General features: G+C 50.8%; 22 protein-coding genes and 2 pseudogenes. 18 read left to right on the forward strand and 6 right to left on the reverse strand.

The features are described from left to right. The first annotated feature begins 95 nt into the window (after positions 1–95). Positions 96–1,133 carry a tRNA/rRNA methyltransferase gene (locus EFER_RS02600; protein ID WP_000997419.1) on the forward strand — a complete coding sequence of 346 codons (1,038 nt, stop codon included), beginning with the start codon at positions 96–98 and terminating at the stop codon, positions 1,131–1,133. Positions 1,134–1,180: 47 nt separating this feature from the next. Here EFER_RS02600 and ung read toward each other — a convergent pair whose 3' ends face one another. Beyond that, positions 1,181–1,870, reverse strand: coding sequence for a uracil-DNA glycosylase (gene ung / locus EFER_RS02605; protein WP_001262706.1), 690 nt, complete (start codon positions 1,868–1,870; stop codon positions 1,181–1,183). Between the two features lie 304 nt (positions 1,871–2,174). Between ung and grcA the strand changes: the two genes are divergently transcribed. Further along, positions 2,175–2,558, forward strand: a complete 384-nt coding sequence (gene grcA / locus EFER_RS02610; protein WP_000627804.1) for an autonomous glycyl radical cofactor GrcA — start codon at positions 2,175–2,177, stop codon at positions 2,556–2,558. A 59-nt stretch (positions 2,559–2,617) separates the two neighbouring features. On the opposite strand, the pseudogene EFER_RS23650 reads toward grcA, so the two are convergent. Continuing rightward, positions 2,618–2,713: pseudogene (locus tag EFER_RS23650) on the reverse strand (cysteine/O-acetylserine transporter); the annotation flags it as partial. Here EFER_RS23650 and EFER_RS02615 point away from each other — a divergent pair. Then, positions 2,687–3,004, forward strand: a pseudogene (locus EFER_RS02615) (LysR family transcriptional regulator); the annotation flags it as partial. The pseudogenes EFER_RS23650 and EFER_RS02615 sit on opposite strands and share 27 nt — an antisense overlap. Before the next feature lie 32 nt (positions 3,005–3,036). Here the strand turns inward: EFER_RS02615 and srmB are convergent. Continuing rightward, complete coding sequence (srmB, locus tag EFER_RS02620) at positions 3,037–4,371, reverse strand: ATP-dependent RNA helicase SrmB (RefSeq protein WP_000219193.1); 1,335 nt, start codon at positions 4,369–4,371, stop codon at positions 3,037–3,039. 131 nt (positions 4,372–4,502) lie between these two features. On the opposite strand from srmB, the gene trmN reads away from it, so the two are divergent. After that, positions 4,503–5,240, forward strand: coding sequence for a tRNA(1)(Val) (adenine(37)-N(6))-methyltransferase TrmN (gene trmN, locus EFER_RS02625; protein WP_001353022.1), 738 nt, complete (start codon positions 4,503–4,505; stop codon positions 5,238–5,240). Here trmN and nadB read toward each other — a convergent pair. Continuing rightward, on the reverse strand, positions 5,225–6,847 hold the full coding sequence (gene nadB / locus EFER_RS02630) for an L-aspartate oxidase (RefSeq protein WP_001094510.1): 1,623 nt from the start codon (positions 6,845–6,847) through the stop codon (positions 5,225–5,227). The two genes, trmN and nadB, sit on opposite strands and share 16 nt — an antisense overlap. A 255-nt stretch (positions 6,848–7,102) precedes the next feature. On the opposite strand from nadB, the gene rseD reads away from it, so the two are divergent. The 13 genes from rseD (at position 7,103) to shoB (ending at position 17,150) form a co-directional block, all read left to right on the forward strand. After that, positions 7,103–7,258 (forward strand): rpoE leader peptide RseD, encoded by a 156-nt coding sequence (gene rseD / locus EFER_RS24000; RefSeq protein WP_001303621.1) that lies wholly within the window; start codon positions 7,103–7,105, stop codon positions 7,256–7,258. Further along, positions 7,255–7,830: an RNA polymerase sigma factor RpoE gene (gene rpoE, locus EFER_RS02640; RefSeq protein ID WP_012599917.1), complete on the forward strand. Its 576-nt coding sequence runs from the start codon at positions 7,255–7,257 to the stop codon at positions 7,828–7,830. Before rseD ends, rpoE begins: the two co-directional genes overlap by 4 nt. Positions 7,831–7,862: 32 nt before the next feature. Next, positions 7,863–8,513 (forward strand): anti-sigma-E factor RseA, encoded by a 651-nt coding sequence (gene rseA, locus EFER_RS02645; RefSeq protein WP_001168459.1) that lies wholly within the window; start codon positions 7,863–7,865, stop codon positions 8,511–8,513. Beyond that, positions 8,513–9,469 (forward strand): sigma-E factor regulatory protein RseB, encoded by a 957-nt coding sequence (gene rseB / locus EFER_RS02650; protein WP_000812053.1) that lies wholly within the window; start codon positions 8,513–8,515, stop codon positions 9,467–9,469. The genes rseA and rseB overlap by 1 nt, the downstream gene beginning before the upstream one ends. Then, entirely contained in the window at positions 9,466–9,945 is a 480-nt protein-coding gene (rseC, locus tag EFER_RS02655; protein WP_000589076.1) for a SoxR-reducing system protein RseC, read from the forward strand. The genes rseB and rseC overlap by 4 nt, the downstream gene beginning before the upstream one ends. Before the next feature lie 197 nt (positions 9,946–10,142). Next, complete coding sequence (lepA, locus tag EFER_RS02660; protein WP_000790168.1) at positions 10,143–11,942, forward strand: translation elongation factor 4; 1,800 nt, start codon at positions 10,143–10,145, stop codon at positions 11,940–11,942. Between the two features lie 15 nt (positions 11,943–11,957). Continuing rightward, positions 11,958–12,932 carry a signal peptidase I gene (lepB, locus tag EFER_RS02665; RefSeq protein WP_000002553.1) on the forward strand — a complete coding sequence of 325 codons (975 nt, stop codon included), beginning with the start codon at positions 11,958–11,960 and terminating at the stop codon, positions 12,930–12,932. 272 nt (positions 12,933–13,204) lie between these two features. Then, positions 13,205–13,885 carry a ribonuclease III gene (gene rnc, locus EFER_RS02670; protein ID WP_001068343.1) on the forward strand — a complete coding sequence of 227 codons (681 nt, stop codon included), beginning with the start codon at positions 13,205–13,207 and terminating at the stop codon, positions 13,883–13,885. Next, positions 13,882–14,787 carry a GTPase Era gene (era, locus tag EFER_RS02675; RefSeq protein ID WP_000063883.1) on the forward strand — a complete coding sequence of 302 codons (906 nt, stop codon included), beginning with the start codon at positions 13,882–13,884 and terminating at the stop codon, positions 14,785–14,787. The genes rnc and era overlap by 4 nt, the downstream gene beginning before the upstream one ends. 11 nt (positions 14,788–14,798) lie before the next feature. Next, positions 14,799–15,527, forward strand: coding sequence for a DNA repair protein RecO (gene recO / locus EFER_RS02680; RefSeq protein ID WP_000399393.1), 729 nt, complete (start codon positions 14,799–14,801; stop codon positions 15,525–15,527). Between the two features lie 11 nt (positions 15,528–15,538). Beyond that, a complete protein-coding gene (pdxJ, locus tag EFER_RS02685) occupies positions 15,539–16,270 on the forward strand; it encodes a pyridoxine 5'-phosphate synthase (RefSeq protein WP_001297412.1) in 732 nt (243 codons plus the stop codon). Further along, positions 16,270–16,650: a holo-ACP synthase gene (gene acpS / locus EFER_RS02690; RefSeq protein ID WP_000986048.1), complete on the forward strand. Its 381-nt coding sequence runs from the start codon at positions 16,270–16,272 to the stop codon at positions 16,648–16,650. Before pdxJ ends, acpS begins: the two co-directional genes overlap by 1 nt. A 419-nt stretch (positions 16,651–17,069) precedes the next feature. Next, a complete protein-coding gene (gene shoB, locus EFER_RS02705) occupies positions 17,070–17,150 on the forward strand; it encodes a type I toxin-antitoxin system toxin ShoB (RefSeq protein WP_000128779.1) in 81 nt (26 codons plus the stop codon). A gap of 192 nt (positions 17,151–17,342) precedes the next feature. Here shoB and yfhL read toward each other — a convergent pair whose 3' ends face one another. Both yfhL and EFER_RS02715 read right to left on the reverse strand, forming a co-directional pair. Then, positions 17,343–17,603, reverse strand: a complete 261-nt coding sequence (yfhL, locus tag EFER_RS02710; RefSeq protein WP_001196283.1) for a 4Fe-4S dicluster ferredoxin YfhL — start codon at positions 17,601–17,603, stop codon at positions 17,343–17,345. Positions 17,604–17,658: 55 nt separating this feature from the next. Further along, positions 17,659–18,507, reverse strand: a complete 849-nt coding sequence (locus EFER_RS02715) for a MurR/RpiR family transcriptional regulator (RefSeq protein WP_001353024.1) — start codon at positions 18,505–18,507, stop codon at positions 17,659–17,661. A 208-nt stretch (positions 18,508–18,715) separates the two neighbouring features. On the opposite strand from EFER_RS02715, the gene yfhb reads away from it, so the two are divergent. Beyond that, on the forward strand, positions 18,716–19,351 hold the full coding sequence (gene yfhb, locus EFER_RS02720; RefSeq protein WP_000190667.1) for a phosphatidylglycerophosphatase C: 636 nt from the start codon (positions 18,716–18,718) through the stop codon (positions 19,349–19,351). The last annotated feature ends 4 nt before the right edge of the window (positions 19,352–19,355 follow it).

Raw genomic sequence — 19,355 nt, forward strand, 5'->3', positions numbered from 1 at the left:
AGGTATGATAGTCGCAGGCTTTGGTACGAAATCATGGCGAACCGCGCGCACTTCGGGTAATCTGCGCGCTTCGCGCAGCGCTGGTGGAGAAAAGCATGAACGATGAAATGAAAGGTAAAAGCGGCAAGGTCAAAGTGATGTATGTCCGCAGTGATGATGATTCTGATAAACGTACCCACAACCCGCGTACCGGGAAAGGGGGCGGGCGTCCAGGAAAATCTCGTGCTGACGGTGGCCGTCGCCCCGCCCGCGATGACAAACAGAGTCAGCCCCGTGACCGCAAGTGGGAAGAGTCGCCGTGGCGCACAGTTTCCCGCGCGCCGGGTGATGAGACGCCGGAAAAGGCCGATCACGGTGGTATCAGTGGTAAAAGTTTTATTGATCCGGAAGTGTTGCGTCGTCAGCGTGCGGAAGAAACCCGCGTCTACGGCGAAAACGCCTGTCAGGCACTGTTCCAGAGCCGCCCCGAAGCGATTGTTCGCGCCTGGTTTATTCAGAGCGTAACGCCACGTTTTAAAGAAGCATTGCGCTGGATGGCGGCAAACCGCAAAGCGTATCATGTGGTGGATGAAGCGGAACTGACCAAAGCGTCAGGCACGGAACATCACGGCGGCGTTTGCTTCCTGATCAAAAAGCGTAACGGTACAACCGTGCAGCAGTGGGTAAGTCAGGCAGGTGCGCAGGATTGTGTACTGGCACTGGAAAACGAATCTAACCCGCATAACCTGGGCGGCATGATGCGCAGTTGCGCACACTTCGGCGTGAAAGGCGTTGTGGTGCAGGATGCGGCGTTGCTGGAATCCGGTGCGGCTATTCGTACCGCAGAAGGCGGTGCAGAGCATGTCCAGCCGATTACTGGCGACAACATTGTTAACGTGCTGGATGACTTCCGCCAGGCGGGTTACACCGTAGTGACCACCTCCAGCGAGCAGGGTAAACCGCTGTTCAAAACCAGTCTGCCAGAGAAAATGGTGCTGGTGCTGGGTCAGGAATATGAAGGGTTACCGGATGCCGCACGCGATCCGAACGATTTGCGCGTGAAGATTGACGGAACTGGGAATGTTGCCGGGCTGAATATCTCTGTTGCAACCGGCGTTTTGCTTGGCGAATGGTGGCGTCAGAACAAAGCCTGATAAATCAGCCGGGTGGAAATTCTGCCATCCGGCGTTTTCCCTCAAATTTACTCACTCTCTGCCGGTAATACTGGCATCCAGTCAATCGGTTTCTCGCCACGTTGTTCCAGCCACTGATTTGCCAGCACAAAATGATTGCAGCCAAAGAATCCACGATGTGCAGAAAGCGGCGATGGATGCGGCGCTTTCAGTACGTGATGGCGTTGCTTATCTATAATCGCCCCTTTCTTTTGCGCATGTGATCCCCACAACAAAAACACCACGCCTTCGCGGTGCTGGTTAATCAGGCTGATGACTTTGTCGGTGAAGGTCTCCCAACCGAGGCTGGCGTGGGAATGCGCCTGACCTGCGCGAACCGTCAAGACGGTATTGAGCAGCAAAACGCCCTGACGCGCCCAGCTCTCAAGATAGCCATGACCAGGGCGGGTAAAGCCAGGAATAGTATTTTCCAACTCTTTATACATATTCAGTAATGATGGAGGAATGGCGATTCCGGGACGAACGGAAAATGCCAGACCATGCGCCTGTCCCGGTCCGTGATAGGGATCCTGGCCGAGAATCACCACTTTAACGTCCCCCAGCTCTGTAAAGCGGAACGCGTTAAAGACATCTTTTTGTGGCGGATAGACAGTGATGCCGGACTGCCGCTCGCTGGCGACGGTCTGAAGGGTGTTAAGAAAATAGGGTTGCTGCTTCTCTTCAGCCAGCACGTCATGCCAGGTTAATTCGTTAGCCATCTCGCTCTCCTGCGAATTTTCAATCCGCCTAGCTTAACTGCTTCTTTCTACAGAACAAAACCAGGCTCATTTTTTAGACTTTAATGAGTGCAAAAAAATGTAAATTGGTAAAATTTCACACCCGTATAAGTTGATGTAAAACAATAAAATCCATTTGCGACCACACTTGATGTGTGGTTTTTGTTGATTTAAATCAAAGAATCAAGGGTGTTTGAGGAGTATATATACACTCAAGCAACAATGGTTTTACCAATTGGCCGCGACAGGCTAAACAAATCAAATAATTTTGCCGGGGAGGCATCATATGATTACAGGTATCCAGATTACTAAAGCTGCTAACGACGATCTGCTGAACTCTTTCTGGCTGCTGGACAGCGAAAAAGGCGAAGCGCGTTGCATCGTTGCGAAAGCAGGTTTTGCAGAAGACGAAGTGGTTGCAGTAAGCAAACTGGGTGACATTGAATACCGTGAAGTTCCAGTAGAAGTTAAACCAGAAGTTCGCGTTGAAGGTGGTCAGCACCTGAACGTAAACGTTCTGCGTCGTGAAACTCTGGAAGATGCAGTTAAGCATCCGGAAAAATATCCGCAGCTGACCATCCGTGTATCCGGTTATGCAGTTCGCTTTAACTCTCTGACTCCGGAACAGCAGCGCGATGTTATCGCTCGTACCTTTACTGAAAGCCTGTAAGGTTTAAGTAGCAAGTTACTAAGCGGAAGAGGGCGACCTCTTCCGCTTTTTTTTGTTTATTAATAGAAAATACGAACCGCGCAATAGACCAGCAACAGTGCAAGCACGGTATTTGACTGGCGACCATACTGGCGAAACAATCGCTGGCGCTGGTGGCTTCACCGCAAATTGCAGATGTCGATTTTACTGAGCCGGGAAGATATAACGCCTGTAGCTTTATTATCAACGAACCGCAATGTGTCTTCCGGTAGATATTTGAGAGCACGCTGCGCCAGCGGCGGATCACGGTGGCAAAAGAGTTGGAGTGCGGAGAATTAATCGAATTGCCTTTTGGCGAACAGTCGCAGACCATTACGGCAATGTGCGCTCACCATGCCGGGAAAGCGGTCCGCCCGGCGATGCACACTTTTATTCAGTGTGTTGAAGAGTGTTTTTTGTTGGGATAAAAATAATGCCGGGCTTAAACCCGGCATTGAGATTACTCTTCTGTCGTTTGTGGCGGTACGCCTGTTCCGCTTGGTTTGCGTCGCTTACCAATATTTTTAGTATCGCGATGGCGTTTTTTCACCCGTGGCTTCTCTTTCTCTTTAGCCTTTTTCTTCTCGGCACGTTTAGCCAGTACTTTCTTCGATGGCTTGCCGGTCTGCTTTTCGCTTGGCGCACGCGTTTTCGGGCGTAACTCATCAATAACGCGAGCTTTAATTGGCTCTTCAATATAGCGGCCTACTTTGCCCAGCAGCAGATGGTCATGAGCTTCAACCAGTGAAATCGCGGTTCCCTTACGACCAGCGCGAGCAGTACGTCCGATACGGTGTAAATAAGTATCGCCACTGCGTGGCATATCGAAGTTAAAGACATGGCTGACATCCGGAATGTCGATACCGCGCGCGGCAACATCGGTGGCAACCAGTACGTTTACGCGACCTTCGGTCAGACGCTTGATCGCTTCGTTACGCTTGCCTTGTACCATCTCACCTTCGAGATAGCAGTTGTTGATGCCCGCTTCGCGCAACCAGTTTGCCAGTTCATGCACACGCTCACGCTTACGCACAAATACAATTGAGCGGGTCGCTTCCGGTTGTTTTAACAGATGCACCAGTAATGCGGTTTTATGCTCAAGATCATCAGCACGGTAATACCACTGATGAATCTTTTTGCGCTCACGGGTGGATGGATTCGCAGAAACTTCCACCGGATCTTCAAGCAGACGCTCGGCAAAATCCTGAATGGCATCGCCTTCAAGCGTTGCCGAGAAGAGCAGGGTCTGTTTACGCCAGCGCGTTTCGCCTGCAATATGTTCGATATCCTGAGCAAAACCCATATCCAGCATACGGTCTGCTTCGTCGAGGATCAGCGTTTCAACCGCGCGGCAATCGAAGTTCTCTTCTTTTATGTATTGCAGCAGACGTCCGGTCGTGGCAACCACGATATCCTGGTTTTCGCTGAATACTTCCGCGTGGTTCATATAGGCTACGCCGCCGGTGATGGTGGCGATATCCAGATGCGTATGTTTCGCCAGTTCGCGGGCATGATCGGCCACCTGCATCGCCAGTTCGCGAGTCGGGGTGAGGATCAAAATACGCGGCGGACCGGATTTCTTTCGGGGGAAATCGAGCAGGTGCTGCAACGCTGGCAGCAGATACGCCGCCGTTTTACCGGTGCCTGTCGGCGCAGAACCGAGTACATCACGGCCATCGAGCGCAGGCGGAATGGCGGCAGCCTGAATGGCGGTCGGGCGAGTGAAACCTTTATCCTGGAGGGCTTCCAGCAGGCTTTCGTCGAGTTCAAGTTCGGAAAAAGTCGTTACAGTCATGTTCTACCTCTGTGTGGGGCGCTGATTATAGACGTTACGGCTGCAATCTTCATCTGTTTGTATGGATATCGCTTCTCGGGTATTGTTCTCACCCGGTGCTATCGCCGTTTTTCCTGCAAGGTTTTATTTTCATGTCACAGTCTACATCCGTGCTTCGTCGTAATGGATTTACTTTTAAACAGTTTTTTGTTGCTCACGATCGCTGTGCGATGAAAGTGGGAACGGATGGCATTTTGCTGGGCGCATGGGCACCGGTGGCTGGGGTAAAACGTTGCCTTGATATCGGCGCGGGTAGCGGGTTGCTGGCATTAATGCTGGCGCAGCGAACCGATGACAGCGTGATGATTGATGCCGTTGAACTGGAAAGTGAAGCTGCGACTCAGGCGCAGGAAAATATCAACCAGTCCCCGTGGGCAGAGCGGATTAATATCTATCCGGCGGATATTCAGCAGTGGATCACACAGCAGACAGCACGCTTTGATTTAATCATCAGTAACCCGCCTTATTATCAGCAGGGCGTTGAGTGCGCTACGCCGCAGAGGGAACAGGCACGCTATACCACTACGCTTGATCATCAATCGTTGCTAACCTGCGCGGCGGAGTGCATTACTGAAGAGGGATTTTTTTGCGTGGTGTTGCCAGAGCAGATTGGTAATGGTTTTACTGAACTGGCATTAAGAATGGGCTGGCATTTACGTTTACGGACGGATGTGGCGGAAAACGAAACGCGACAGCCGCATCGGGTGCTGCTGGCATTCTCCCCACAGGCGGGAGAATGCTATAGCGATCGCTTAGTGATTCGTGGGCCAGACCAGAGCTATTCCGAAGCGTATACGGCGCTGACCCAGGCTTTTTATTTGTTTATGTAAAGGTTGTTGGGGGAAAGGATCGATGGGCCAGAGTGAGTGAGCAACTCCGGGTAATCCAGCGTGAAATGCAGCCCCCGGCTCTCCTTGCGCACCATCGCACAGCGAACAATCAACTCGGCAACCTGTACCAGATTACGCAGCTCCAGCAAATTATTTGATACGCGGAAATGGGCGTAGTATTCGTCTATTTCCTGCTGAAGCATATTGATCCGCCGCAGGGCGCGTTCCAGACGTTTCGTTGTGCGCACAATGCCGACGTAATCCCACATAAACAGACGTAGCTCGTGCCAGTTATGCTGAATCACCACCAGTTCGTCAGGGTTCTCAACACGGCTTTCATCCCACGTCGGTAACGTACTGACGTCGTGGGCATAGGGCATACGCCTGGTAATATCCTCCGCCGCCGACCAGCCGTAAACCAGACACTCCAGTAATGAATTTGAGGCCATGCGGTTAGCGCCGTGTAAGCCGGTATAACTCACTTCGCCAATGGCGTACAAACCTTCGACGTCCGTACGCCCATGATCATCAACCATTACACCACCGCAGGTATAGTGTGCAGCAGGCACAATCGGCACAGGGTCTTTCGTGAGATCAATCCCCAGTCCCAATAACTTTTCATAAATCATCGGGAAATGCTGACGAATAAAATCGGCGGGCTTATGGCTGATATCGAGGAACATACAATCTGCGCCGAGGCGTTTCATTTCGTGATCAATAGCACGAGCGACAATATCGCGCGGAGCCAGTTCGCCGCGCTCGTCAAAATCAGGCATAAAACGCGTGCCATCCGGTCGCTTGAGATAAGCGCCTTCGCCGCGCAGTGCTTCCGTTAACAGAAAATTGCGTGCCTGCGGATGATACAGCGCGGTAGGATGGAACTGATTAAATTCGAGATTGGCGACCCGGCAGCCCGCGCGCCACGCCATAGCAATACCATCGCCAGAAGAAATATCCGGATTGGTAGTGTACTGGTAAACTTTTGACGCACCGCCGGTTGCCAGCACCACTGCTTTTGCGTGGCAGGTTTCCACTGTTTCTTTATTTCGGTTCCATACCCACGCGCCAACAACTCGTCGCGTGCCCGGCAGGCCAATTTTGTCAGAAACAATTAGATCAACCGCGTTGCTGCGCTCCAGCACGCGAATATTCGGATGGTTCTGCGCCTTGCTCACTAGTGTGGTTTCTACTTCTTTACCGGTGGCGTCCGCAGCATGAAGAATTCGTCGGTGACTATGTCCACCTTCACGGGTCAAATGGTAGCTTTCTTCGCCATTCGATTGAACGTGGGTATCAAACAACACCCCCTGGTCGATTAACCATTGCACACAAGAACGTGCATTGCTGGCGACAAATTCAACTGCATGGCGATCACAAATACCAGCACCGGCAATCATTGTGTCTTCCACATGCGAATCAATGCTGTCAGTTTCATCAAACACGGCGGCAATTCCGCCCTGGGCATAAAATGTTGAACCTTCCGTGACTGGGCCTTTACTTAGAACGATGACATGATGCCGATCAGCCAGACGTAGCGCCAGTGAAAGCCCGGCAGCGCCGCTACCGATAATCAACACGTCACATGAATGTTCAGGGAGAGTATTCATTTTCTTTGTTTAATTTACTAAACACGGTTTGGTCAGCATAGCATCATGTTGTGCGATTAAACACCTGCTATTTTAATTTTTGTTACAGAGGCTAAACAGACCGAATCACGGCGACGAGAAAACGAGAAGTTACTGGCTGGCGAAGGATTAGGTGGTGAAATAAAAAGGCCGTTGGGTTACTCTTCAGGCAGTTAAATGGGCATTTCTACACAGATAATGCGATGTTCAGATTCTGTAGACTTATAATGATAGATAATGATCCGTCTACAGCATGACAAACAAAAACAGATGCGTTACGGAACTTTACAAAAACGAGACACTCTAACCCTTTGCTTGCTCAAATTGCAGCTAATGGAGTGGCGTTTCGATAGCGCGTGGAAATTTGGTTTGGGGAGACTTTACCTCGGATGAGCGAGCAGTTAACGGACCAGGTCCTGGTTGAACGGGTCCAGAAGGGAGATCAGAAAGCCTTTAACTTACTGGTAGTGCGCTATCAGCATAAAGTGGCGAGTCTGGTTTCCCACTATGTGCCGTCGGGTGATGTTCCCGATGTGGTACAAGAAGCTTTTATTAAAGCCTATCGTGCGCTGGATTCGTTCCGGGGAGATAGCGCTTTTTATACATGGCTGTATCGGATTGCTGTAAATACAGCGAAAAATTACCTGGTTGCTCAGGGACGCCGTCCACCTTCCAGTGATGTGGATGCCATTGAAGCTGAAAACTTCGAAAGTGGCGGCGCGTTGAAAGAAATTTCGAACCCTGAGAACTTAATGTTGTCAGAAGAACTGAGACAGATAGTTTTCCGAACTATTGAGTCCCTCCCGGAAGATTTACGCATGGCAATAACCTTGCGGGAGCTGGATGGCCTGAGCTATGAAGAGATAGCCGCTATCATGGATTGTCCGGTAGGTACGGTGCGTTCACGTATCTTCCGAGCGAGGGAAGCTATTGATAACAAAGTTCAACCGCTTATCAGGCGTTGACGATAGCGGGATACTGGATAAGGGTATTAGGCATGCAGAAAGAACAACTTTCCGCTTTAATGGATGGCGAAACGCTGGATAGTGAGCTGCTTAACGAACTGGCTCATAACCCAGAAATGCAGAAAACCTGGGAAAGCTATCACTTAATCCGTGACTCAATGCGGGGTGATACTCCCGAGGTGCTCCATTTCGATATCTCTTCACGCGTAATGGCCGCCATTGAAGAAGAGCCAGTACGTCAACCGGCGACACTGATCCCAGAGGCCCAGCCTGCGCCGCATCAATGGCAGAAAATGCCATTCTGGCAGAAAGTACGTCCATGGGCAGCACAGCTTACCCAAATGGGCGTAGCAGCATGCGTATCGCTTGCAGTTATCGTTGGCGTCCAGCACTATAATGGGCAATCTGAAACGTCCCAGCAGCCCGAAACGCCAGTATTTAATACACTGCCGATGATGGGTAAAGCCAGCCCGGTTAGCCTGGGAGTACCTTCTGAAGCGACCGCCAACAATGGTCAACAGCAGCAGGTACAGGAGCAGCGTCGTCGCATTAATGCAATGTTGCAGGATTACGAACTGCAACGCCGACTCCACTCTGAACAGCTTCAGTTTGAGCAGGCCCAAACCCAGCAAGCCGCTGTACAGGTGCCAGGAATTCAAACTTTAGGAACGCAATCGCAGTAATGAAGCAACTTTGGTTTGCCATGTCATTAGTGACAGGTAGCCTGTTATTCTCTGCTAACGCCTCGGCCACTCCCGCGTCCGGGGCGTTATTACAGCAGATGAACCTGGCCAGTCAGTCACTGAATTACGAGCTGTCATTCATCAGCATCAATAAACAGGGTGTTGAGTCTCTGCGTTATCGACATGCACGCCTCGATAACCGTCCTCTTGCACAATTGTTGCAAATGGATGGCCCGCGCCGGGAAGTGGTACAGCGCGGCAATGAAATCAGCTACTTTGAACCGGGCCTTGAACCGTTCACGCTTAATGGCGATTACATTGTTGATTCTCTGCCATCGCTCATCTATACCGATTTCAAACGCCTTTCTCCTTACTACGACTTTATCTCCGTGGGACGCACGCGTATTGCTGATCGTCTTTGCGAAGTCATTCGCGTGGTGGCCCGTGATGGCACACGCTACAGCTACATCGTGTGGATGGACACCGAATCGAAATTACCGATGAGGGTTGATCTCCTTGATCGCGATGGTGAAACGCTGGAACAATTTCGCGTGATTGCTTTTAATGTCAATCAGGATATCAGCAGCAGTATGCAGACGCTGGCGAAAGCAAATCTGCCGCCGCTGCTTTCTGTTCCTGTAGGTGAAAAAGCTAAATTCAGCTGGACGCCAACCTGGTTGCCACAGGGGTTTAGTGAGGTTTCCAGCAGCCGACGTCCGTTACCGACGATGGACAACATGCCTATCGAATCACGTCTCTATTCCGACGGATTATTCAGCTTCTCGGTAAACGTTAACCGCGCTACGCCATCGAGCACCGATCAGATGTTGCGCACCGGACGCAGAACCGTCAGTACAAGCGTACGTGATAACGCCGAAATCACCATTGTCGGCGAACTGCCGCCGCAAACGGCGAAACGCATTGCCGAGAATATTAAGTTTGGGGCAGCGCAATGATCAAAGAGTGGGCTACTGTCGTCTCCTGGCAAAACGGGCAGGCGCTGGTCAGTTGTGATGTTAAAGCCTCATGCAGCAGCTGTGCTTCCCGTGTCGGTTGCGGTAGCCGCGTGCTGAATAAACTTGGCCCACAAACCACGCATACCATTGTCGTACCCTGTGATGAACCGTTAGTGCCGGGGCAAAAAGTGGAATTAGGAATCACCGAAGGCAGCCTGCTTAGCTCCGCATTACTGGTTTATATGTCGCCGTTGGTGGGATTATTCCTCATCGCTTCGTTATTTCAGCTACTCTTTGCTTCAGATATTGCAGCATTATGCGGTGCGATTCTCGGCGGCGTTGGTGGATTCCTGATTGCACGCGGCTACTCGCGAAAGTTTGCTGCCCGGGCGGAATGGCAACCGATCATCTTAAGCGTGGCATTGCCGCCAGGCCTTGTGCGATTTGAAACATCTTCGGAAGACGCGAGCCAGTGATTTCACTGGCTTTGTTGCATTTTGCATAACAAATGCGAGGACGTTTCCAGATACCACAATCCATACCGTATGAACATTTCCTCGCCTCAATGTTGTAGTGTAGAATGCGGCGTTTCTATTAATACAGACGTTAAGCTCAGAACAGCGACTTCTAAAAGCCTGGTTAACCGGGCATTAAGGCACAATAATCATACTTTATGAAGAATATACGTAACTTTTCGATCATAGCTCACATTGACCACGGTAAATCGACGCTGTCTGACCGTATTATCCAGATCTGCGGTGGCCTGTCTGACCGTGAAATGGAGGCGCAGGTTCTCGATTCCATGGATCTTGAGCGTGAGCGTGGCATTACCATCAAAGCGCAAAGCGTGACGCTGGATTACAAAGCGTCTGACGGCGAAACCTATCAGCTTAACTTTATCGACACCCCGGGCCACGTAGACTTCTCCTATGAAGTTTCCCGTTCGCTGGCTGCCTGTGAGGGTGCATTGCTGGTGGTCGACGCCGGGCAGGGCGTAGAAGCGCAAACCCTGGCAAACTGCTACACCGCGATGGAAATGGATCTCGAAGTAGTGCCGGTACTGAACAAGATTGACCTGCCGGCAGCTGATCCTGAACGCGTAGCAGAAGAAATTGAAGATATCGTTGGTATCGACGCCACCGACGCAGTGCGCTGCTCAGCGAAAACCGGCGTTGGTGTGCAGGACGTTCTCGAACGTCTGGTGCGCGATATTCCGCCGCCGGAAGGCGATCCGGAAGGCCCGTTACAGGCGCTAATTATCGACTCCTGGTTCGACAACTACCTGGGCGTTGTTTCACTTATCCGTATTAAAAACGGCACCCTGCGTAAGGGCGACAAAGTGAAAGTCATGAGTACCGGGCAGACCTATAACGCTGACCGTCTGGGTATTTTCACGCCGAAGCAGGTTGACCGCACTGAACTGAAATGCGGTGAAGTTGGCTGGTTGGTATGTGCGATCAAAGACATCCACGGTGCACCGGTAGGCGATACCTTAACACTGGCGCGTAATCCGGCAGAAAAGGCGCTGCCTGGCTTTAAGAAAGTCAAACCGCAGGTTTACGCAGGCTTGTTCCCGGTAAGCTCTGACGACTATGAAGCCTTCCGTGACGCGCTGGGCAAACTCAGCCTGAATGATGCCTCACTGTTCTATGAGCCGGAAAGCTCCAGCGCGTTGGGCTTTGGTTTCCGCTGCGGCTTCCTCGGCTTGCTGCACATGGAGATCATTCAGGAACGTCTGGAACGTGAATACGATCTGGATCTGATCACCACTGCGCCGACCGTAGTGTATGAAGTTGAAACCACGTCAAGAGAAGTTATTTACGTCGACAGCCCATCGAAGCTGCCAGCGGTAAATAACATCTATGAACTGCGCGAGCCGATTGCAGAGTGTCACATGCTATTGCCGCAGGCATATCTCGGTAACGTTATTACGCTGTGCGTAGAAAAACGTGGCGTACAAACCAACATGGTTTACCACGGTAACCAGGTGGCGTTGACCTACGAGATCCCGATGGCTGAAGTGGTGCTCGACTTCTTCGATCGCCTGAAATCTACCTCGCGTGGTTATGCGTCTCTGGATTACAACTTCAAACGCTTCCAGGCGTCAGACATGGTACGTGTAGACGTATTAATCAACGGTGAACGTGTTGATGCGCTGGCGCTGATCACCCACCGTGATAATTCGCAAAACCGTGGTCGCGAGCTGGTGGAAAAGATGAAAGATCTGATCCCACGCCAGCAGTTTGATATCGCTATTCAGGCAGCGATTGGTACGCACATCATTGCGCGCTCCACCGTGAAACAGCTGCGTAAAAACGTACTGGCTAAATGTTATGGCGGCGATATCAGCCGTAAGAAAAAGCTGCTGCAGAAGCAGAAAGAAGGTAAGAAACGCATGAAGCAGATCGGTAACGTCGAGCTGCCGCAGGAAGCGTTCCTCGCCATTCTGCACGTCGGCAAAGACAACAAATAACCCTTAGGAGTTGGCATGGCGAATATGTTTGCCCTGATTCTGGTGATTGCCACACTGGTGACGGGCATTTTATGGTGCGTGGATAAATTCTTTTTCGCACCTAAACGGCGGGAACGTCAGGCAGCGGCGCAGGCGGCTGTCGGTGACTCACTGGATAAAGCAACGCTGAAGAAAGTTGCGCCGAAGCCTGGCTGGCTGGAAACCGGTGCTTCTGTTTTTCCGGTGCTGGCTATCGTATTGATTGTGCGTTCGTTTATTTATGAACCGTTCCAGATCCCGTCAGGTTCGATGATGCCGACTCTGTTAATCGGTGACTTTATTCTGGTAGAAAAGTTTGCTTACGGCATTAAAGATCCTATCTACCAGAAAACGCTGATCGAAACCGGTCATCCGAAACGTGGCGATATTGTGGTCTTTAAATACCCGGAAGATCCAAAGCTTGATTACATCAAGCGTGCGGTGGGTTTACCGGGCGATAAAGTCACTTACGATCCGGTTTCAAAAGAGCTGACGATTCAGCCGGGATGCAGCTCCGGTCAGGCGTGTGAAAACGCGCTGCCGGTCACCTACTCAAACGTGGAACCGAGCGATTTCGTTCAGACCTTCTCACGTCGTAATGGTGGGGAAGCAACCAGCGGATTCTTTGAAGTGCCGAAAAACGAAACCAAAGAAAATGGAATTCGTCTTTCCGAGCGTAAAGAGACTCTGGGTGATGTGACGCACCGTATTTTGACAGTGCCGATTGCCCAGGATCAGGTAGGGATGTATTACCAGCAGCCAGGGCAACAACTGGCAACCTGGATTGTTCCACCGGGCCAATACTTCATGATGGGTGACAACCGTGACAACAGCGCGGACAGCCGTTACTGGGGCTTTGTGCCGGAAGCGAATCTGGTAGGTCGGGCAACGGCTATCTGGATGAGTTTCGATAAGCAAGAAGGCGAATGGCCGACTGGTGTGCGCTTAAGTCGTATTGGCGGCATCCATTAATAGCTTATCTTCGTTCACGTTGTCGCCGTTATGGCGACAACGTGAATTATTTATGAGATAAATCTCCCGTGGCTAACGACATCCCCCGTCGTTGTGTATAGAATATTCCCCCGAAGTTTAAGGTTGGCACCTCCAGGTTGCCACGGCACACGAAACAGCGTTGGTCCCCATATACCGGTAAACTGAAACTGCAGCGAAGCAGTTAGTAGAGCCATGTATATCAGGTCTGTTTCGTGTGCTGAATTGTTGACGCATTTATTTATTGGTATCGCATGAACCCCATCGTAATTAATCGGCTTCAAAGGAAGCTGGGCTACACTTTTAATCATCAGGAACTGTTGCAGCAGGCATTAACCCATCGTAGTGCCAGCAGCAAACATAACGAGCGTTTAGAATTTTTAGGCGACTCTATTCTGAGCTACGTTATCGCCAATGCGCTTTATCACCGTTTTCCTCGCGTGGATGAAGGCGATATGAGCCGGATGCGCGCCACGCTGGTTCGTGGCAATACGCTGGCTGAACTGGCGCGCGAATTTGAGTTAGGCGAGTGCTTACGTTTAGGGCCAGGTGAACTTAAAAGCGGTGGATTTCGTCGTGAATCTATTCTCGCCGACACCGTCGAAGCATTAATTGGTGGCGTATTCCTCGACAGTGACATTCAAACCGTCGAGAAATTAATCCTTAACTGGTATCAAACCCGTCTGGACGAAATTAGCCCAGGCGATAAACAAAAAGATCCGAAAACGCGCTTGCAAGAATATTTGCAGGGTCGCCATTTGCCGCTACCGACTTATCTGGTAGTCCAGGTACGTGGTGAGGCGCACGATCAGGAATTTACTATCCACTGCCAGGTCAGCGGCCTGAGTGAACCGGTGGTTGGCACAGGTTCAAGCCGTCGTAAGGCTGAGCAGGCTGCCGCCGAACAGGCGTTGAAAAAACTGGAGCTGGAATGAGCAACGATAAAAGTTACTGCGGATTTATTGCTATCGTCGGACGTCCGAACGTTGGCAAATCCACATTGTTGAATAAATTGTTGGGGCAGAAAATCTCCATCACCTCCCGCAAGGCGCAGACAACTCGTCACCGCATTGTGGGGATCCATACTGAAGGCGCGTATCAGGCGATCTACGTCGATACCCCAGGCCTGCATATGGAAGAAAAACGCGCCATTAACCGCCTGATGAACAAAGCGGCGAGCAGTTCCATTGGCGACGTTGAGCTGGTGATTTTTGTCGTTGAAGGCACCCGCTGGACGCCGGACGATGAAATGGTGCTCAACAAACTGCGCGATGGCAAAGCGCCGGTAATCCTCGCGGTGAACAAAGTGGATAACGTGCAGGAAAAAGCCGATCTGCTGCCGCATTTACAGTTCCTGGCAAGCCAGATGAACTTCCTCGATATCGTGCCGATCTCTGCCGAAACCGGGCTGAATGTCGACACTATCGCGGCAATCGTGCGTAAGCATCTGCCTGAAGCGACCCATCACTTCCCGGAAGATTACATCACCGATCGCTCACAGCGTTTTATGGCGTCTGAAATCATCCGCGAAAAACTGATGCGTTTCCTCGGCGCTGAACTGCCGTACTCCGTGACCGTGGAGATCGAACGTTTCGTCTCTAACGAACGCGGTGGTTATGATATCAACGGTTTGATTCTCGTTGAGCGTGAGGGACAGAAGAAGATGGTGATTGGCAACAAAGGGGCCAAGATCAAAACCATCGGAATTGAAGCGCGTAAAGACATGCAGGAAATGTTCGAAGCGCCTGTTCACCTTGAGCTGTGGGTGAAAGTGAAATCCGGCTGGGCTGATGACGAACGCGCACTACGCAGTCTCGGTTACGTTGACGATCTTTAAGAGTTACTCCGATGGAAGGCTGGCAGCGCGCATTTGTTCTGCATAGTCGCCCGTGGAGCGAAACCAGCCTGATGCTGGACGTCTTCACGGAGGAATCGGGTCGCGTGCGTCTGGTTGCCAAAGGCGCACGCTCTAAACGATCTACTCTGAAAGGTGCATTACAGCCCTTCACTCCTCTCTTGCTACGTTTCGGCGGGCGTGGCGAAGTCAAAACGCTGCGCAGTGCTGAAGCTGTCTCGCTGGCGCTGCCATTAAGCGGTATCACCCTTTACAGTGGTTTGTACATTAACGAACTTCTCTCCCGCGTGCTGGAATACGAGACGCGCTTCTCAGAACTCTTTTTCGATTACTTGCACTGCATTCAGTCTCTTGCAGGTGCCACTGGTACGCCAGAACCCGCGCTGCGCCGCTTTGAACTGGCACTGCTCGGTCATCTGGGTTATGGCGTCAATTTTACCCATTGTGCGGGTAGCGGCGAGCCGGTAGATGACACCATGACGTATCGTTATCGCGAAGAAAAAGGGTTTATCGCAAGCGTCGTTATCGACAATAAAACGTTCACTGGAAGGCAGTTAAAAGCGTTAAACGCGCGGGAATTTCCTGACGCAGACACACTACGCGCCGCGAAACGCTTTACCCGCATGGCGCTTAAGCCGTATCTTGGCGGTAAACCATTAAAGAGCAGGGAACTGTTCCGGCAGTTTATGCCTAAGCGAACGGTGAAAACACATTATGAATGATGAGGATTGTCATGGCTGAATTACTGTTAGGCGTCAACATTGACCATATTGCAACGCTGCGTAACGCACGTGGTACTGCTTACCCGGATCCGGTGCAGGCGGCGTTTATTGCTGAGCAGGCGGGGGCGGATGGCATTACCGTGCATCTACGTGAAGATCGTCGCCACATTACCGACCGCGACGTGCGCATCCTGCGTCAGACGCTGGATACCCGCATGAATCTGGAGATGGCGGTGACCGAAGAGATGCTGGCGATCGCCGTTGAAACAAAGCCGCATTTTTGCTGCCTGGTACCTGAAAAGCGCCAGGAAGTCACAACCGAAGGTGGCCTGGACGTCGCAGGGCAGCGTGACAAAATGCGCGATGCCTGTAAACGTCTGGCGGATGCCGGGATTCAGGTTTCTCTGTTTATCGACGCCGATGAAGAGCAGATCAAAGCCGCGGCAGAGGTTGGCGCACCGTTCATCGAGATCCACACCGGTTGCTATGCTGATGCCAAAACTGACGCCGAACAGGCGCAAGAGCTGGCGCGTATCGCCAAAGCCGCGACCTTTGCCGCTAGTCTCGGTCTGAAAGTTAACGCTGGTCACGGTCTGACCTATCACAACGTGAAAGCCATTGCCGCCATCCCTGAGATGCATGAACTGAATATCGGTCATGCCATTATTGGTCGTGCAGTGATGACCGGACTGAAAGATGCGGTGGCAGAAATGAAGCGTTTGATGCTGGAAGCGCGTGGCTAATGGCAATATTAGGTTTAGGTACGGATATTGTGGAGATCGCTCGCATTGAATCGGTGATCGCCCGATCCGGTGAGCGCCTGGCTCGCCGCGTATTAAGCGATAACGAATGGGAAATCTGGAAAACGCACCACCAGCCAGTGCGTTTTCTGGCGAAGCGTTTTGCTGTGAAAGAAGCGGCAGCAAAAGCGTTTGGCACCGGGATCCGCAATGGTCTGGCGTTTAATCAGTTTGAAGTATTCAACGATGAGCTCGGCAAACCACGGTTGCGGCTATGGGGTGAGGCGTTAAAACTGGCGGAAAAACTCGGCGTTGTAAATATGCATGTAACGCTGGCAGATGAGCGCCACTATGCTTGTGCCACGGTAATTATCGAAAGTTAAAATAATATCGTTCTCTTTAAAAAGTAAAACCCCCGAACTGGTAAGGAACGGGGGTTTTACTTTACAACTTTAATTTTGTGCAGCACACGATTCCAACAACAATGATTATGGATCAATTTAGTTATCCTGTACAAGCAACTTGCAATCTTTAGCATAAAAACTCGAGCCTTTACGAAGAAATCGATATTGATGAAAAGATTAACGTGACCGCTTTTTGATAAGTACATTAGAATCGGCGTCGTTATTGGATATTTTGCTGTGTTCTACGCCATGCCACTGAATTCCCCCATTGAAACGAGTGGTGTCGTCAAAGCTCTGGTGTGGAGTGCGGCACTCGATTCCAATAACTCGCACGTTCAGTTTTGGGGAGATGTAAGGGCTAATCTGAACGGCTGCATTCCTTGTTTAAGGAAAAACGAATGACTGATTGCCGATACCTGATTAAACGGGTCATTAAAGTCGTCATTGCTGTTTTACAGCTGATCCTTCTGTTCTTGTAACACCAGGAAACGTACTTAAGGCGCGTCAGGTTAACCAGCCAGGCGCGCCTTTAATAATTATAATAAATGTCTGGGCAGATATTATATAAATTCATTTGGTGAATAATTATGCTAATGTCATCAATTAAATAAATATAATGGCGTTAAGGCTTTCCTGTAAAATATTTAATACTCTACTTCCAGAGCAAAATATTAAATCTTATCCGCGTGGTGCATCAGCACAAATTTATCCCACAACTGCTCTTCTGTCTCGACATGCGCCGGATCTTTCACAATAGTATTAGGGATCGGGCACACCTTCTGGCAGGTTGGTGTCTCGTAGTGCCCTACGCACTCGGTACACTTATCGCTGTTAATCTCGTAGATATGATCGCCCATTGAAATCGCCTCATTCGGGCATTCGGGTTCACACATATCACAATTGATGCATTTTTTAGTGATTAACAGCGCCATAAGGAAACTCTCAAAACAACACAAACCGGGCGGGCATTATACGCGCATTCTTTACTCAAACCAGTTTTTTCACCAGCGCTTCACTATGACGAATACGTTCTGGTGCCAGCTCCAGATCCTGCTGAATCAGAGCAATGAACAGTAAATCCGTTAACATTCCCTGAGCGTGACAAGCAGAGATTGCAGCACTGTTTGTCGCTTGTTCTTCGGCAATGGTATACAGGCAGTGAGAAGCGCGTTGTTGCAGGGCATTGGGAGTAAAGCCGGTAATCGCCAGTACTTTTCCGCCCACTCGCAGCATCTCATCTGCCGCCAGGTTTAACTCGCGTCGTACACCAGTGTAGGAAATGGCTAATAACAGATCGTCAGGGGACGACGCCTGGACTGTGGCGAGTAGCGCATGCATATCGCGCACTGCGGCGGCATTGAAGCCAATCTTCATCAGCTTCCAGGCAAAGTTTTGCGCCACCAGACCCGAAGCGCCAATACCGGTCAGAATTATCCGCCGCGCAGAGCGCAACATTGCCACGCCTTCATGCAGTTTCTCTTCACTATTAACGTTTAGCGTTGCGTACATGGCGGCAGTATTTTCTTTAATCAGTTTTTCGCCGACCAGCCGTAACGGATCATCACCACGGATTTGGTTATGAATGGGCACAGAAGGGGATTCCGGCTGGCTTGCCAGCGCTTCACTCAACGCCAACTTCAATGCCGGAAAACCTTTATAGCCGAGTTTTTGCGCGAACTTCACGACGCTGGACTGACTGACTCCGGCTTCGTTGGCCAGTTGCTGAGAGCTTAAATGGCGCGCCGTATCAGGTTGTAGTAGCAAATAGTCCGCCAGTTTTTTATCACTCTGGGCAAGCCCCTGGTAACGCTGACGGATACGAAGTAAGCCGTTCATATCTTTCCTCGCGATGAAATTATGGCGACAACAGGCAATATGAAACACACGCGAGTGAATTTTATATTCCATTGCTGCTAATTGCCATGAATTAAAAATTCCAGATAGCCATGATGCAGTCGATTGTTGCCGGAAAAGTGATGATCTATCTGTTAGGCTATGTAGTAGCGAAGATTAATCAGGATGTTTCAGTCCAGAGGAGTATGGTTTGGCAACTCACGAGCGTCGTGTGGTGTTTTTTGACTTAGATGGAACATTGCATCAGCAGGATATGTTCGGCAGTTTTATGCGTTATTTACTGCGTCGCCAACCGCTGAATGCATTACTTGTCCTGCCGTTGTTGCCGGTCATTGCCATCGCGTTATTGATAAAAGGTCGTGCAGCACGATGGCCGATGAGTCTGCTTCTTTGGGGATGCACTTTTGGTCACAGTGAAGCGCGTTTACAGGCGTTGCAGGCTGATTTTGTGCACTGGTTTCGCGACAATGTTACCGCTTTTCCGCTTGTCCAGGAGCGTTTGACTACCTACCTGTTAAGTTCCGATGCGGATATTTGGTTGATCACAGGATCTCCGCAGCCGCTGGTTGAAGCGGTTTATTTCGATACGCCCTGGCTGCCGCGGGTTAATCTTATCGCCAGCCAAATTCAGCGTGGCTATGGTGGTTGGGTATTGACGATGCGTTGTCTGGGACATGAAAAGGTCGCGCAACTGGAGCGCAAAATCGGCACGCCGCTGCGGCTGTACAGTGGCTATAGCGACAGTAATCAGGACAACCCGCTGCTTTATTTCTGCCAGCATCGTTGGCGGGTAACCCCGCGCGGTGAACTCCAGCAACTGGAATAGAGTA

Origin of the sequence: Escherichia fergusonii ATCC 35469 (genome assembly GCF_000026225.1) — a bacterium.
Classification (GTDB): domain Bacteria; phylum Pseudomonadota; class Gammaproteobacteria; order Enterobacterales; family Enterobacteriaceae; genus Escherichia; species Escherichia fergusonii.